12 protein-coding genes are annotated in these 15,381 nt (G+C 61.6%); 9 read left to right on the top strand and 3 right to left on the bottom strand.

The genetic code is table 11. The annotated features are described in order from the left end of the window. Positions 1–10: 10 nt before the first annotated feature. Positions 11–1,198 carry a 4-hydroxybenzoate 3-monooxygenase gene (locus tag ACFC25_RS10210; protein WP_376045038.1) on the bottom strand — a complete coding sequence of 396 codons (1,188 nt, stop codon included), beginning with the start codon at positions 1,196–1,198 and terminating at the stop codon, positions 11–13. Positions 1,199–1,689: 491 nt separating this feature from the next. Between ACFC25_RS10210 and ACFC25_RS10205 the strand changes: the two genes are divergently transcribed. From ACFC25_RS10205 to ACFC25_RS10165, 9 genes are all read left to right on the top strand, one after another. Next, positions 1,690–2,562 carry a LysR family transcriptional regulator gene (locus ACFC25_RS10205; protein WP_376045037.1) on the top strand — a complete coding sequence of 291 codons (873 nt, stop codon included), beginning with the start codon at positions 1,690–1,692 and terminating at the stop codon, positions 2,560–2,562. 306 nt (positions 2,563–2,868) lie between these two features. Continuing rightward, on the top strand, positions 2,869–4,476 hold the full coding sequence (gene mdlC, locus ACFC25_RS10200) for a benzoylformate decarboxylase (protein WP_376045036.1): 1,608 nt from the start codon (positions 2,869–2,871) through the stop codon (positions 4,474–4,476). Positions 4,477–4,535: 59 nt separating this feature from the next. Further along, on the top strand, positions 4,536–5,897 hold the full coding sequence (locus ACFC25_RS10195) for an MFS transporter (RefSeq protein ID WP_376045035.1): 1,362 nt from the start codon (positions 4,536–4,538) through the stop codon (positions 5,895–5,897). Between the two features lie 34 nt (positions 5,898–5,931). Further along, entirely contained in the window at positions 5,932–7,425 is a 1,494-nt protein-coding gene (locus tag ACFC25_RS10190; protein WP_376045034.1) for an aldehyde dehydrogenase family protein, read from the top strand. 277 nt (positions 7,426–7,702) lie between these two features. Further along, positions 7,703–8,746, top strand: coding sequence for a carbon-nitrogen hydrolase family protein (locus ACFC25_RS10185; protein ID WP_376045033.1), 1,044 nt, complete (start codon positions 7,703–7,705; stop codon positions 8,744–8,746). A gap of 305 nt (positions 8,747–9,051) precedes the next feature. Continuing rightward, positions 9,052–10,515 carry an amidase family protein gene (locus ACFC25_RS10180; protein ID WP_376045032.1) on the top strand — a complete coding sequence of 488 codons (1,464 nt, stop codon included), beginning with the start codon at positions 9,052–9,054 and terminating at the stop codon, positions 10,513–10,515. Then, complete coding sequence (locus ACFC25_RS10175) at positions 10,512–11,861, top strand: MFS transporter (RefSeq protein WP_376045031.1); 1,350 nt, start codon at positions 10,512–10,514, stop codon at positions 11,859–11,861. Before ACFC25_RS10180 ends, ACFC25_RS10175 begins: the two co-directional genes overlap by 4 nt. 76 nt (positions 11,862–11,937) lie before the next feature. Continuing rightward, a complete protein-coding gene (locus tag ACFC25_RS10170; protein ID WP_376045030.1) occupies positions 11,938–12,915 on the top strand; it encodes a hypothetical protein in 978 nt (325 codons plus the stop codon). Positions 12,916–12,959: 44 nt separating this feature from the next. Beyond that, the gene (locus ACFC25_RS10165) at positions 12,960–13,877 is read left to right on the top strand and encodes a LysR family transcriptional regulator (RefSeq protein ID WP_376045029.1); all 918 of its coding nucleotides are present in this window, start codon (positions 12,960–12,962) and stop codon (positions 13,875–13,877) included. A 167-nt stretch (positions 13,878–14,044) separates the two neighbouring features. Here ACFC25_RS10165 and ACFC25_RS10160 read toward each other — a convergent pair whose 3' ends face one another. Together ACFC25_RS10160 and ACFC25_RS10155 are read right to left on the bottom strand one after the other, a co-directional pair. Beyond that, positions 14,045–15,070, bottom strand: coding sequence for a 6-phosphofructokinase (locus tag ACFC25_RS10160; RefSeq protein ID WP_376045028.1), 1,026 nt, complete (start codon positions 15,068–15,070; stop codon positions 14,045–14,047). 11 nt (positions 15,071–15,081) lie between these two features. Continuing rightward, complete coding sequence (locus tag ACFC25_RS10155) at positions 15,082–15,360, bottom strand: HPr family phosphocarrier protein (protein WP_376045027.1); 279 nt, start codon at positions 15,358–15,360, stop codon at positions 15,082–15,084. Positions 15,361–15,381: the final 21 nt, after the last annotated feature.

Below are 15,381 nucleotides of genomic sequence, written 5' to 3'. Positions count from 1 at the left end.
TAGTTCGGGGTTAGGAACGGCCGGGCCAGCCGGTGTAGGCCTCGGCGAGGTAGGCCATGCCGTGCCGCGAGGAGACCACGGAGTTCAGCTCGCCCAGTTGGCGGGCACGGGAGAAGTCATCGGCGCCGGCCGGGGTGTGCAGCATAGTGGTCATCCAGTAGGAAAACTGCTGCGCCTTCCACACCCGCTCCAGGGCCCTGTCACTATAGGCCTCCAGCAGCAGGTCCGAGCCGGAGTTGTAATGGCTGTCCAGCCCTTCGAAGAGGACCTTCACGTCATGGATGGCCAGGTTCAGGCCCTTCGCGCCGGTGGGCGGCACGGTGTGCGCGGCGTCGCCGGCCAGGAACAGGTTGCCGTACCGCATGGGGGTGTGGACGAAGCTGCGGAAGGGCAGGACCATCTTCTCGATGACCGGACCCTCCTTGAGCTGGAAGCCGTTGCCGTTGACCCGGCTGCGGAACTCTGCCCAGATCCTGTCGTCATCCCATTCGGCCACGTTCTCCTTCGGGTCGCACTGGAAGTACATCCGCTGCACGGTCTCCGTGCGCTGGCTGATCAGCGCGAACCCGTTGTCCGAGTTGGCGTAGATGAGCTCGTCCGAACTGCGGGGCGCCTCGGCCAGGATGCCGAACCACGCGAACGGGTACTCGTGGAAGTACCACTTGCGGTGCGCTTCAGGAATCTGGAACCGGCAGTGGCTGCGGGAGCCGTCCGCGCCCACCAGGAAGTCCGCCTGGATCTCGAACTCCACGCCGTCCGCGTCGGTGAACCAGACCTTCGGCTTTCCCTCAAGATCGTGGACGGACGTGTCAGTGACGCTGTAGCGGACGTCGCCGCCGTCGTCCTTCCTGCGCGCGGCGAGATCCAGGAACACATCCGTCTGCGGGTACAGCCACACCGACTCCCCCACCAGGTCCTTGAAATCCACGCGGTGGCTTTCGCCGTTGAACCGCAGCTCGATGCCGTCGTGCCGGTCGCCCTGGCGCAGCACCCGGTCCGACACGCCGCTGTCCACCAGCAGGTTCACGGTCCCGTGCTCCAGGATGCCGGCGCGGACGGTTTCGGAGATTTCCTCGTGGCTCCGGACTTCGATGACCGTGGACTCGATGCCGGCTTTCGCCAGCAGGTGGGAGAGCATCAGCCCGGCGGGCCCCGCTCCCATGATGGCCACCTGGGTGGTGATGATCTTGCGTGCCATGGTTGTCTCGCTTCGTTGCGGGCTCCGCCGTCGGCGGAACCGAATTCGTTCGTCTGTCATCAGTGTCAGTCAAAGGAAGTGACTTCGGTTACAGATGTTCCGATCAACGGAAATGACCTCGTTGTGATGGGAATACATATAGACGGGACTACATATAGCTGATGTTCTCTCGTTGTGAGAGCTCGAGTGGTGCGCTCGAGGACAGGCAGTTACGGCTGCTTTCCAGTTTGAGGGTCGGTTTCAATCATCGGCAGTCGTTCCTCGTATTGGGCGGCCAGCAGAAGCGCTTTTAGGGTGAGATGGGGTCGGAATATAAATCTTGAACGACTGCCCGTGTAGGGATCTCCACGGACTGGCTCTCCATGGCATTATCGGTTGCGGAGGGGCATGTACGTTAGGCTGTCGCGTCCACTGTTCCCCTATATACACATCACCGCCGGCATATTTTGCCGCTCTCCGGTGCCCGTAGGAATAAAACGCAGGAGCCGTCCATGGTGGACTTGAACCTCATCCGGGTTTTTACGGCCGTCATCGAGGAGGGGTCGGTCACGGCAGCAGCGGAGCGGCTGAAGATGTCTCAGCCCTCAGTTACCCAAGGGTTGAACAGGTTGCGACGGGCGTCAGGGAGCGATCTCTTCCAGCGTGAAGGGCGCGGGATCGTTCCCACCCGTGCTGGGCTGCAGTTGTATGCGGAGGTCGGGGGGATTCCGCAGATTGCCGATGCGGCGATTGGCCGGCTCTCACGATTTGATCCTGCGACGGCGCGGTCGACGTTTCGAATGGCTTTGACTGATCTGGGCCAGACGGTGTTCCTTCCCGCGCTGGTACCTGGCCTCGCAGCGATCGCCCCTTATTGCAGCCTGGACGTCGTTAATGTGGATACCGAGACGGCAAGCGACGACCTCGAATCGGGGCACCTCGACCTCGCCGTCTCGTCAACCCTGCTTGGAGGGGAGTTGCGCAGCTCTGTAATTCGTTGGGACCGTTACTGCTGCGTGGCAAGGCCCGGTCGTTTCGGAGATAGGACTCCAACCCTCGAAGAATTGGTCTCGCTGCCCAGAGTGGTCGTGCGGGGAACGACAGGACACGCCCTCATGCAGTCCCTCCTGCCAGCTCCGGTCGCGGGCTCCCTTCACCTGTCTGGGTTCGCGGCCATCCCGGGGGTACTGGCAGCCTCGGACCTGGTCGCCTTCGTCCCGGAAGTGGTAACCGCAGACTGGGCCGCCCGATGGGGCTTTGAGGTCATACCCTTGACCAGTGACGAGTTCGCAACCCCTGTCCGTGCCCACACAGCCCTTCACCCTTCGTCCTCGGCAACACTTTGGTTTGTGGACTGGGCAATCCAAACGTTGCGCCAGGTCTGAATGGTGCTGGAGAGGGGCGTTTCCAAAACCGTTGAGCAGATGAACCGACTCCTTGGCGTGCATGCACTTCCCATAAGCGCTGCCTATATAAACAGGCTGGATTCTTTATTAGACCTAGGTGATCGGTATCACTTAGCCTGAATGTGTCCAAGGGGGACTCTCCCGCTCCGGACTTTGCGGACTCGGAGGGCTTTTGCTTATCGGGTCGATAGTTTGTGGCATGGGGCCCTTCGGAGCCGCTCATCCTGCCTTAGGGCCATGCAATACCTAAATCATCCTGCTGCCATTTTCAATCGAAGGGGACCCGTGACCACCAAGAAGACTGTTCTGGAATCGAGTCTGGACGTGTTCCGTTCCCACGGCATGACGACCGTTTTTGGGAATCCCGGTTCCAACGAACTCCCGTTCCTCGCGGGCCTCAACGAGGACTTTGATTTTGTCCTTGGTCTGCATGAACAGGTGGTCGTGGGCATGGCCGAGGGCTACGCCCGGGCCACGGGAAGGCCTGCTTTGGTGAACATTCATGCGGCGTCCGGTTCCGGTAACGCAATGGGTGCTCTAACAAATGCTCATTACGGGCACATTCCGATGGTGATCCTGGCCGGCCAGCAGGTACGGCGAACCGTGGGGCAGGAGACGATGCTCGCCAGCGCGGATGCTGCAACACTGCCTGCGCCCCTGGTGAAGTACTCGCACGAGCCTCTTTCCGCGACCGACGTCCCCCGCACTTTGGCTCAAGCAATTTTTGAGACCTCCACCCAGCCGTGTGGCCCGGTCTACGTCTCCGTCCCGCTCGACGACTGGGCAGAGATGGCGCTTGAGGACGACTTCCTGCTGACCGAGCGCTCCGTGTCGATGGCTGGGGACCTGCCGCGCGCGTTGGCGGAGGAACTCATTGCCCTCATCGATGGGGCAAAAAGCGTTGCTCTTGTCCTTGGCCCCCAGGTGGACGCGGCAGCCGTGCAGGATCCGGCTGTCTTCGAGGCAGTTGTTTCCCTGGCTGAAAAGGCCGATGCGTCGGTTTATGTTGCTCCATCCCCGTCACGCTGCCCCTTTCCCACCACGCACCCCAACTTCATCGGGGTGCTCGTTCCGGGGATCACGTCCGTGCGGGAACGCCTGGCCGGCCACGACGTGGTCCTAGTCCTGGGGGCCCCGGTTTTCCGCTACCACCGTTGGGAACCCGGCCACTACCTGACCGCCGGAGCCCAGGTCATTCACCTGACTCAGGATGCCCGGGAAGCCACGCGTGCGCCCTTCGGTCGGGCTGTTGTGGCCGATATTGCCGGCGCAGCAAAGGCCCTGTCCGAAGGTGTTACTGACCGCGGTCACCGGCGCGGGGCTCGCGGTTCGCGTGCCTTGCCGGCGGCCAAAACCTCCTCAGCTGGGATGACGGGCACCGAGGTCCTCGAAGTGCTGAACGCCCACAGCAACACCGATGTGGCGTACGTGAATGAGACGACCACCCTGGACTTGGAGTACCTCGAGCGCGTCGCCATCGAGCGTCCGAGCATGTACCATTTTCCGGCATCGGGGGGACTGGGTTTCGGCCTCCCCGCGGCCGTAGGAATGTCGCTGGGTGCCCCGGAAAAGACAATTGTCGCCACCGTGGGGGATGGTTCTGCCAACTACGGGATAACCGCCCTGTACACGGCAGCCCAGCGCCAAACGCGAACCGTGTTCGTCATCGTCAACAACTCCAGCTACGGGGCCCTGGCGGCGTTCGCCGAGCGCATGGGCGTGCCCGATGTTCCTGGCCTCCAGCTGGGCAGGATCGATTTTGTCGCCATTGCCGAAGGCTACGGAGTTCCGGCCCAGAGAACCGAAACCCGCGAAGAATTCGTGCTGGTCTACAAAAAGGCATTGGAAGGAAACGGGCCATTTCTTATCGACGCACAGGTCGTTGCTGACTAGGCATCATTCTCCCGTACTACCTTCAATCTTCTCCAAGAGAACGCAGGCAAGGAATCGCAATGAGGCAATTCACCCCCAGCTCTGCCATGGCAGGAGCGCCGCTCAACAGGTTTCATCTGGCCCTGCTCGCAGGCTGCTCGTTCATTATGTTTTTCGACGGCTACGACCTGATCGTCTACGGATCAGTGCTCCCAACCCTGATGAACGAATGGTCCCTCAGCCCGGACCAGGCAGGCTGGCTCGGCAGTGCCGCCCTCATCGGCATGATGTGCGGAGCAGTCCTCCTGGGCTCCCTCGCGGACCGGGTCGGCCGACGCCCGGTCATCCTCCACGGCACGCTGCTCTTTTCCCTCGCAGCGGTGGCAACAGGGTTTGCACCTAATCCGGACGTCTTTTGGGCGCTACGGTTCATTACCGGTGTCTTTCTTGGAGGGGTGATACCCAACATTGTGTCCCTGATGAGCGAACTTGCGCCCGCTTCAAAGCGACACACCCTGACCACAGTCATGTTGAGCATGTACTCAGTCGGGTCGATCATCGCCACCCTGATCGCACTGTGGGTTCTGCCCCTGCTGGGATGGCAGGCTGTCTTCTTCATCAGCGGCGCGTCACTGCTAGTTCTTCCGGTCCTTTACCGACAGATGCCGGAGTCAATGGCCTTCCTCATGAGCCGGGGACGGGTTCGTGAGGCCCGCCACCTGCTGACCCGTGCAGCCTCCGCCGCAGATCACGACTCGATCGACTGGACCGTGCCCCCAGCCACGAAGCGAGAATCAGTTTCCGTGGCCGAGCTCTTCCGATCCGGACGCGCTCTAGGGACACCCATGGTCTGGCTGGCCTTTGGTATGTGCCTGCTCATGGTTTACGGACTGAACACCTGGCTCCCGAAAATCATGATCGCCAGCGGTTTCGACCTGGGCTCCAGCCTGCAGTTCCTGGTGGTACTGAACATCGGTGCCACCGTTGGCGCCCTCGCCGGAGGCTGGCTCGGGGACCGGTTCGGCAACAAAAAGGTCCTCGTGGCCTTCTTCGCGCTGGCAGTCCTGTCGCTTGTCCTTCTGGGTATGCACCCTGCTTCCGTCCTCCTGAATGCATTACTCTTCGTAGCGGGCGCCACGACTATTGGAACCTTGGCCGTGATCCACGCATTCGGCGCCGACTACTACCCCACCTCGATCCGTTCCACCGGGGTCAGCTGGTGTTCTGCCATTGGGCGCTTCGGAGCAATTGCAGGGCCGCTTTTAGGCGGCAGCCTCCTGGCACTGAAGCTTCCGCCTGAGCAGAACTTCCTCGTCTTCGCAGCACCCGGGGCTGTCGCCATCCTGGCCGTTCTCCTCGTCATCAGCCCAAAGCCCGCAATTCGGGCAGAAACCGCGAAGACGAACGAGAACTCCGAGAACTACCTTGCAGTCAAGAACTAAGACCCACGAATCAGCCGACGTTAGGAAATCTGACATGACCACCCAGCTCGCACAGGAAACCCCCACCCCGACCGCCTGGATTACAGGCCACCAATTCATTAGCGGCCTGTGGCGGGACGGAAACTCTTCCACGGTGCTGAACGTCACAAACCCGTTCAATGGCGATGACCTCGTCGCAATCCGTCAGGCCGATGCCGCCGACCTTGACGCCGCCTATACAGCAGCGCAAAGTGCCCAGCTTGACTGGGCGGCCGCCAGCCCGGCGGCCCGGCAACGGGTCATGCTGAGAGCAGCGCAAATCCTTGAAGAACGACGCGAAGAGATTATTTCCTGGCTGGTGGCTGAATCCGGCAGCACCGTCCTAAAAGCCAACATCGAACTCGGTGCCGCGATCGGAATCACCATCGAATCAGCCTCCTTCCCGCATCGTGTCCAAGGACGAATCCTAGAATCGAATACTGCCGGCAAGGAGAACCGGGTTTATCGTCGGCCGCTGGGCGTTGTCGGTGTGATCAGCCCCTGGAACTTCCCGCTGCACCTGACACAGAGATCCATAGCGCCCGCTCTTGCCCTGGGAAATGCAGTCGTAATCAAGCCCGCCAGTGACACTCCGGTGACAGGCGGCCTGATTCTGGCGAAGGTCTTCGAAGAGGCAGGGCTTCCAGCCGGGGTTCTAAATGTCGTCATTGGTGCCGGATCAGAAATCGGTGACGCGTTCGTCGAACATCCGGTGCCGTCCTTTATCTCCTTCACCGGCTCCACCCCGGTAGGACAAAACGTGGCCCGCCTCGCCGGAAGCAGCGAACACCTCAAGCACGTTGCGTTGGAGCTTGGCGGTAACAGCCCGTTCGTCGTACTGGCCGATGCCGACGTTGATCAGGCTGTCCGGGCCGCCGCGATGGGGAAGTTCCTGCACCAGGGACAGATCTGCATGGCCATCAACAGGATCATCGTCGAAGAAACCATCCACGACGAATTCGTGCAGAAATTTACCGAGCACGTTCGCTCCTTGCCCACCGGGAACCCGGCCGACCCTGCCACCATTATCGGACCGGTTATTAACGGAAAGCAGCTGGACGGGCTTCGTGAAAAGATCCGGGTAGCCCAGGAACAGGGTGCCAAGACGGCCCTCGACGGACAGATCGATGGCAATGTCCTGCCGCCGCACATCTTCACCGGCGTCACAGCAGACATGGAGATCGCACGCGAGGAAATCTTTGGACCCCTAGTAGGCATCCTCCGCGCAGAAAATGAACAACACGCCCTGCAGCTTGCCAATGACAGCAGCTTCGGTCTCTCCAGTGCGGTCTTTACCGGGAACACTGAACGCGGTCTGCGCTTCGCTCGCGGCATCAGGGCCGGCATGACCCACATCAACGACATCCCGGTCAACGATGAACCACACGTTGCCTTCGGTGGAGAGAAGAGCTCCGGGCTAGGCCGATTCAACGGCGAATGGGCGATCGAGGAATTCACGACTGACCAGTGGGTCAGCGTCCAGAGCAGCCCCCGCCAATACCCTTTCTAAGGCTTACGACACGGCCTTCGGATCGGAGTTGCCGCCGCTTGGGTGAGGCGCCGTCAACTCCGATCAGGGCTTCAGCCCCGGCAAAACCCGCTGTTCGTCCTAGTTGCGTAGCGACGAAAACCTGTGTCAGCAGCTTCATAGATGCTATCTATTAGGCATACAAAAAATATCTACTGGTTTGATGGCACACTGCTCAGTAGAGTCGTATCCACTGAGTGATCCTCTCCACTTCAGACCCCACCTTAGGATCTTTTTCCCACCAAATGCAGGAGTAGAAATGAGCGTCCGTGTTGCCGCCATTCAGGCCGAGCCTGTTTGGCTCGATGCAGACGCCACTGTGGCGAAAACAGTGGCTCTCATCGCCGAGGCCGCCGCGGGGGGCGCCGACCTGCTTGCATTCCCCGAGACCTGGATTCCGGGATACCCAGTATTTCTCTGGAGCTACCCGGTCTACCTCCAGCAGGAGTTCGTCGCCCGCTACCACGCCAACTCCATATCAATCTCAGGCGAACAGATGGCGCGGATCCGACGGGCCGCCCGTGAACACTCCATCACCGTCGTGCTGGGATACAGCGAAAAATTCGGAGGGTCCCTCTACATGGCCCAATCCATCATCGGTCCGGACGGTGAAGTCCTGCTGCACCGCCGCAAGCTCAAGCCAACCCACGTTGAACGTACCCTGTTCGGGGAAAGCGACGGCAGCGGAATCAGGGTAATCGACACGGCCCTGGGGCGACTGGGAGCACTGAACTGCGCCGAGCACCTGCAGCCTCTGACCAAGTACGCAATGTACTCACAGAACGAACAGATCCACGTCGCCGCCTGGCCCTGCCTCGGCATCCTGGGCAACGCGCCTGCCCTGAGCCCCGAGTCCATCATGGCCGCCTCCCAAACCTACGCCTTAGAAGGAGGCACCTTCGTCATCACCTCATCACAAATCATGAGTGATGAAGGCGCACGCGCCTTTCCCGATGCCACCGGTGGTCCAACTCCCGTGTACACCGGCGGTGGAGGGTTCGCCCGCGTTTACGGCCCCGACTCCGGACTAATCACCGAACAGCTGCCCCCGACACAGGAGGGCATCGTCTATGCAGACATCGACCTATCCAGCGTCGACTTGGCCAAAAACACATTGGATCCGGCGGGCCACTATGCCCGCCCCGATGTCCTTCGGTTGGTCTTCAACGCAGCGCCCGCTGCACCCGTAACCACCGAAGGCGCAGCGGAACCCCTCCCGCCACAGGGATTCCCGGCCCTCGAAAAGGAGCCCGAGGCGTCACCTGCCCCGCCACGCCTATTTGCCACTGCAGCACACGACTGACCGCCGCCCCCCATCACCCACGTTGCCGTCCCTGAAGTGGTGTGCCTCGTATCTGGGCCCAGGCCAACATCAGGCCGCTGGTCCGCCAGTGGAGAACCGTGGTCAGCTTCACCGCCAAGGCCAGTAGGACCTACCAATCCGTTTCGAAACGAACCCCCATCACGTTCGTCGTCGAAAAAATTGCAGCCTCGCCCGCACCGCATGGGGGCATTCGGAAAGTTACTACCGAGAGATTAGCCACCGGCACGCCCACGTCTGCACCCAACGGCCAGCCAGAAACCAGGAAAGAATCTAAGGACAGAGCAATGGACACGCCCGCCGCCCCATCGGCAGTAAAGACTTTCGGAGAAGGTCAGTCTCCTCGGGACCTGACGGCATCGGCCTTTCTGGCAGCGGTGGACGCTGGCTCAACGAACCAGCAGGACTACTTGGAAGACCTGTTGGCGCTCTCCGTGGACTTGGCCAGCTACAGCACCGTCTGCGAAACAGCCACAAGCACCTTCATCGGGCACCGCAGCGGAACCCTTGCCGGCGTCGCGATAGTCGTGAAGGACAACATTGATGTCGCCGGTTCCGCGACGACCGGCGGCACACCGGCTTTGGCGGGCAACCGGGTTTCAGCCAGCGCACCGCTGGTCGAGCGCCTCATCGGTGCAGGTGCCATCGTTACAGCCAAGAACACCATGCACGAGCTCGCCCTGGGTGCGACCTCAAATAACGCGTTCCAAGGAGTACCGCGAAACCCGTGGGACCCGACAAGGATCTGCGGAGGCAGCAGTGGCGGGACGGCCGGCGCTGTTGCCTTGGGGCTTGCCCCTGTAGGTATCGGCACCGATACCGGGGGGTCAATCAGGATGCCCGCAGCCCTCTGTGGCCTGTTCGGTTTCCGGCCTTCCCCCGGGCGGTACCCGGAGGGCGGCATGCTCTCCCTCAGTCCCACCCGGGACACGGCCGGCCCGCTTACCCGCTCGATGGAGGACATTCTCCTCATCGACTCTGTGCTCGCAGCACGCCCGGCGGCAACACCAGTTCCCGCGGTGGACGCCATTCGTCTAGGAACCAGTCCATTCCATTCCTACGACCTGCACCCAGACGTCGCCAACAGCTACGCGCGTGCTCTTCAGACCCTTCAATCTAAGGCAGTCGAGTTTAGCGATGTCGCGATCGGCGATATCGTCGAGAGTGCCGGCGCGATAGCGACCACCATCTTGTGGGGCGAGGCCGAAAAAAGCATCCAGGACTACCTGGACCACGCTGGCGGGCCGAGCCTGCAGGATCTGATCGGGAGCATCGCCAGCCCTGACGTCCGCCTTATCCTTTCCTCCGGCCTTGGCTCCGTGTCCGAGCGGGATTACTCCGCTGCCATTGAGACCAGGAGACAACTCAGGGCTGAACTGAGCCGCCGACTCAACACGGCAGGTGTGCAGGCCCTGATGTTTCCCACCGTCCCGGTTGTTGCACCGCTCATTAAGGAAAGCGACCTGATGGAACACAACGGGCGAAACGTGCCCGTGTTCCCCACCCTCATCCGCCATACCGACCTCGGCGGAGTGCTCGGTCTGCCCGGCATCTCTGTCCCCGTTCGCCCCGGAACCCGAACGGGCCTTCCCGTGGGCATCGAGTTCACCTCGCCGCCGGAGACCGATGACGATCTTCTGGCCCTGGTCACAACGCTGGAGCCGCACATCTCCCACGTCGCCTCCCCCAGCACGCTATCCCTCGCGCTGGCACCTTCTCCCTCCCCAGCAAGCCCAAAGGACCTCCCATGACAGCAACAACATCAGGCCAGGGGCATACGCCCCCCAGTCGTGCTCAACTGCGCAACGTACGACTCGCCAGCGGGATCGGATCCACCATCGAGTGGTACTTGTCCTTCGCCTACATCTCCGCTGCCGGCCTCATCTTCAGCCAACAGTTTTTCGGCGCTTTAGGCCCCGACGCCCTGATCGTCTCGCTCGGATCCGTCGCGGCAAGCTTCATCGCCAGCCCGCTCGGGGGGATCATCGCCGGGCACTTCGGAGACCGTTATGGACGAAAAGCGACGCTTATCGGGACGCTGGGCGTAATGGGAATCGCCAGTCTCGGAATGGGCGTGCTTCCGACCTATGACCAGATCGGCGTTGCCGCCCCCGTGCTGCTGGTCATCCTGCGCTTCATTCAAGGCCTCAGCACGGGCGGAGAATGGGGAGGCGCGGCCCTGATGGCCGTTGAGTACGCGCCGGAAAGGAAACGTGGCTTCTACGGCGTATTCTCCCAAATCGGAACACCCGCAGGATTCGTCCTGGCCACCGGCAGCTTCTTTCTCGTCCAGTCACTCACCACACCGGAACAGTTCACTTCCTTTGGATGGCGCATCCCCTTCTTTATCAGCGTCGCCCTCGTCCTCGTCGGCATCAAAATCAGGACATCCATCGAAGAAACCCCAGCGTTCGCGGAAGTGAAGAGGGAACACACTGAAGCCAAAATCCCCCTCAAGGAAGCATTCAAGGGCTACACGGGCCACATGGCACTGGCAGCGGGAGCGTTCATGGCCAACATCCTTGCTGGCCTGCTCCTCATCGGATACTTCCTGCCGTACACCACCTCCGGGCTCAAGATGGAAGCTGGGCCGGTACTGCTGATTCTGATGTGCGCATCCCTGATATGGATCGGCAGCACGCTGTGGGGCGGATCCCTGGCCGACCGGTTCGGTGCACGAAAAGCCATGATGGGCGGTTACATCCTCATCGGCCTCTGGGCCATCCCCATGTTCGTTCTGATTGACTCGCGATCACTGGTTGCCTTCGCGGTTGCCGTTTTCGTTCTCGCAATCGGACTCGGCGTCTCCTACGGACCGCAAAGCTCGTTGTTCGCCACCCTCTTCCCGCCGCGTATCCGCTACACCGCCGCTTCACTCCCCTACGCCGTCGGCGGCATCCTGGGGGGCGGTTTCGCGCCAGCCATCGCTGAAGGATTGCACCAGGCTACCGGAACCTCTCTGGCGATCGCAGGGTACATCATGGTCTTCATGGCGATGTCCATCGGCTGCCTTCTAGCCATCAGGGACCGGCACCTGCAGGGCTTCGCCGCTGCCCGCTCTCCCCAATCGTCGGCAGAACCAGTCGCCGCGAAATGACGCGGTGCCGCCCGATCGCACCTGCGGTCAGGCGGCACCACCCGCTCCCTAACATCACGCACAACTGGAGAGAAGAATGACCGAACACACCAAGGATGCACCCTTAGAAGCAAGTTTCAGCTGGCCCCGGACGGTTGCCGTTATCGGAGCAGCAGGCCTTATTGGATCCGGCGTTGTCGAACGCCTCGCTGTCGATGGCCTTGCAGAGACTGTTCACATGATCGACTTGCGCGACAATATCCTCCACGCGCATGCAATAGACATCTCCGAAGCACAAATACTCTCTGCGTCCCGCACCAAGCTCGTCGTCGGGCCACCCGCCGACGGTTCGGCTGTCGACCTGGTCATCGTCGCAGCGTCCGCTCCAGAGACTCCCGACGGCGACCGGCGGGACTTCCTCCTTGCCAACCTCAGACTGCTTCGGCGCCTCGTTCCCGACATCGAGCGCTTGTCTGGGACCGAGGGAACGGTACTGCTGCTGTCCAACCCAGTGGACGTCCTGGCAGAGTCCCTGCGACGGCTGTCCAATATCAGCCCTGACCGTATCGTTGGCTACAGCCTCAACGACTCCCTGCGGTTCCGCGCCGCCGTCGCCCGCGAATTGCTTATCGCTCCGGATCGTGTCGACGGTCTCGTTCTCGGCGAGCACGGCAACGGACAAGTGCCACTGTTCAGTGCCCTCACCGTCGATGGAAAACCGGCCAACCTTGATCCGGCCCAGCGCGCACGTGTCACCGAGGACATCACAGGCTGGTTCTTCCGATGGTCGCAGCTCAAGCCCGGGCGCAGCAGCGGATGGACCACTCCACTGGGCGTCGCCCACGTTGTCCGGAACATGGCGGAGGGGGAACTCCACCCCGCCACCGTGTGGACCAAGGATCTTGGTGGCCTCCCGGACAGCTTCGTTTCACTGCCCGCAAGATTCACTCACAGGACTGTCACTGCCGAACTCGGACCTATCGATACAACCGAGCGCGACCAGCTCGTCCAGGCAGCTAAGTCGGTTGCAGCTGCGGCACACGATGCCCTGGAAAGGCTTGAGGGCGAAAGCTAGACCTTCGCGGCGGCGCGGTAATAATCCCACATTATGATAAGCAAATGGCCGGCATCGACCTTCACCTGATCCGAACATTCCTCAGTATCTATGAAAGCGGAAGCCTCACCCGCGCCGCCGAAGAACTCTCCGTCACTCAGCCGTCGGTGAGTTACGCCTTAGCGCGGCTACGCAAACAACTTGCCGACCAACTGTTCATCCGTAATGCGGAGGGAATGATACCCACCCGCAGAGCAACCGAGCTGTTCACCACCTTCAAAAAGGCCGTCAACGCCATCGACGCGTCAGTCGAAGCCGGCAGGACTTTCGATCCAGCTGTCACCCGACAGCAGTTCCGCCTCTGCCTCACGGACCTGGGGGAGCTGGCATTCCTCTCCCCCATCCTGCAAGCCTTCGGTTCGGAAGCCCCCCACGCGACCCTGGAAATCGTTCCAATGCAAATCGACGCAGTCTCACAATGGCTCATCCAAGGGGAAATAGACGCAGCCGTGGCGAGTATTCCCATCGAAGGCGCAGAACACCACGAGGTCCTCTACGAAGAGCGCTACGTCTGCGTCCTTCCAAAAACGTACAGCGGTTCGCCAACCCAACTCAGTGCCGAAGAGTTCGCTTTCCTCCGCCACGTGGCCATCGACCCGTCAGCCGGTCACTCTCAAGCGGACAGGCTCCTGGAATCGATGGGCATCCAACGTCGAATCGCACTGCGGCTGCACCATTTTTCGGTTCTCCCCTACGTCATTGCAAGTAGTGACTATGCTGCCATCGTCCCGTTGCGGGTGGCTGAACTTTTTGCCGCCCAATGGCCTGTAACTCTGCGAGAACTGCCCTTCACCATACCGAGCTTTAACGTGTCGCTGTACTGGAACGGTACGCCGCCCACCTCACCAGCCCAAAGATGGTTCCAGCAGACCGTGGCGGCATCATTGAAACAACCCCTGGGGCCCCTGGCACTCTTCCACTGAGAACTTGAAGAACACGTTTCCCAACGATTACACCGCCCAAGGTGTTTTCAGCAGGCGGTGCGGGGACATCATGTCGGAGAGCTTGGCCGGCAGATCGTCCCAGCCGTGTTGATGCTTTAAGCACTACGCCAGATTCTTCGACGTTAGTCCGGCCGCCGGGTTAGCTCTTAACCGAACAGGACTGCGGCTTCGTCGTAGCGGTTTTGCGGGACCGTCTTCAGCTGGCCCAGTGCTGCCTGGAAGCCCACATGCTCGATGTCCGTGCCCTTGAGGGCCACCATGGTGCCCCAGTAGCCCTCCACCACGGAATCGATCGCTGCCATGCCAAGCCGGGTGGCCAGGACGCGGTCAAAGGCGGACGGCACGCCGCCGCGCTGGATGTGGCCCAGGATGGTGGCGCGGGTTTCAATGCCGGTCCGGGCTTCGAGCTCGGGGGCAAGCTGGTCGGCGATGCCGCCCAGGCGCGGCCGGCCGAAGGTGTCCAGGCCGCGCTCGGAGTGCGGGGTCTCCATATGTTCGGGAACGAATCCTTCAGCCACAACCACCAAAGGTGCTCGGCCACGGGCATGCGCTTCCTTCACCCACAAGGTGATCTGCTCGATGCTGACTTTTTGCTCCGGAATGAGGATGACGTGGGCGCCGGCAGCCATCCCGGCGTGCAGCGCGATCCAGCCGACGTGCCGGCCCATGACCTCGGCGATCATGCAGCGGTGGTGGGATTCGCCGGTGGTCCGGAGCCGGTCGATCGCTTCGGTGGCGATCTGTACCGCGGTGTCGAAACCGAAGGTGTAGTCGGTCGCGTCGAGGTCGTTGTCCACCGTCTTGGGGACACCAACGATCTTCAGGCCGGCGTCGGTGAGGCGCTTGGCCGCGGCGAGGGTTCCCTCACCGCCGATGGCGATGATCGCGTCGATGCCGAGCCGGTCCATGTGGGCCTTGATGACCTCGGGGCCGCCGCCGTTCTCGAACGGATTGGTGCGGGAGGTGCCCAAGATGGTGCCGCCCTGCTTGGCGATACCGCGGACCATGGTGCGGGGGATGTCGATGATGTCGCCCTCCACCGCGCCGCGCCAACCATCGAGGAAACCGACGAACTCGTGGCCGTGGACGGCAATGCCTTTCAACACGGCGCCACGGATGACCGCGTTCAGTCCGGGGCAGTCGCCACCGCTGGTAAGGATGCCAATTTTCACGTCAGACTCTCTCAGGCGTCGTGGTTGGTCTCGAGCAGACCGACGAGTCGATCCAGTGCCTGCTCTGAGCCGGCAGCTTCGCTACGGAGAACCACCCGGTCCCCGTGTTCGAGGCCAAGACTCATGAGAGAAAGAACCGAGGTGGCGTCCATGGCATCCTCGGCAAGCTCCCCCGCACGGCCGATGGTGATCTCAAGCCCATCGTAGGCCGTTGCCGCTTCGACAAAGATGGTGGCGGGCCGGGCATGAAGACCGGAAGTACTGGCAATTGTGGCAGTGCGTTCGAACATATGTCTTTTCCGTCCAGTTTT

Origin of the sequence: Pseudarthrobacter sp. NPDC055928 (genome assembly GCF_042270935.1) — a bacterium.
Lineage (GTDB): Bacteria > Actinomycetota > Actinomycetes > Actinomycetales > Micrococcaceae > Arthrobacter.
Note: the sequence above shows the minus strand (reverse complement) of the source record. Positions and strands in the feature narration are given on the sequence as shown.

What these genes read in the sequence shown, in the direction of transcription:
- ACFC25_RS10210 (WP_376045038.1), bottom strand. Translation starts at nt 1,198, where the DNA reads ATGGCACGCAAGATCATCACCACCCAGGTGGCCATCATGGGAGCGGGG.
- ACFC25_RS10205 (WP_376045037.1), top strand. Translation starts at nt 1,690, where the DNA reads ATGGTGGACTTGAACCTCATCCGGGTTTTTACGGCCGTCATCGAGGAG.
- ACFC25_RS10195 (WP_376045035.1), top strand. Translation starts at nt 4,536, where the DNA reads ATGAGGCAATTCACCCCCAGCTCTGCCATGGCAGGAGCGCCGCTCAAC.
- ACFC25_RS10190 (WP_376045034.1), top strand. Translation starts at nt 5,932, where the DNA reads ATGACCACCCAGCTCGCACAGGAAACCCCCACCCCGACCGCCTGGATT.
- ACFC25_RS10185 (WP_376045033.1), top strand. Translation starts at nt 7,703, where the DNA reads ATGAGCGTCCGTGTTGCCGCCATTCAGGCCGAGCCTGTTTGGCTCGAT.
- ACFC25_RS10180 (WP_376045032.1), top strand. Translation starts at nt 9,052, where the DNA reads ATGGACACGCCCGCCGCCCCATCGGCAGTAAAGACTTTCGGAGAAGGT.
- ACFC25_RS10175 (WP_376045031.1), top strand. Translation starts at nt 10,512, where the DNA reads ATGACAGCAACAACATCAGGCCAGGGGCATACGCCCCCCAGTCGTGCT.
- ACFC25_RS10170 (WP_376045030.1), top strand. Translation starts at nt 11,938, where the DNA reads ATGACCGAACACACCAAGGATGCACCCTTAGAAGCAAGTTTCAGCTGG.
- ACFC25_RS10165 (WP_376045029.1), top strand. Translation starts at nt 12,960, where the DNA reads ATGGCCGGCATCGACCTTCACCTGATCCGAACATTCCTCAGTATCTAT.
- ACFC25_RS10155 (WP_376045027.1), bottom strand. Translation starts at nt 15,360, where the DNA reads ATGTTCGAACGCACTGCCACAATTGCCAGTACTTCCGGTCTTCATGCC.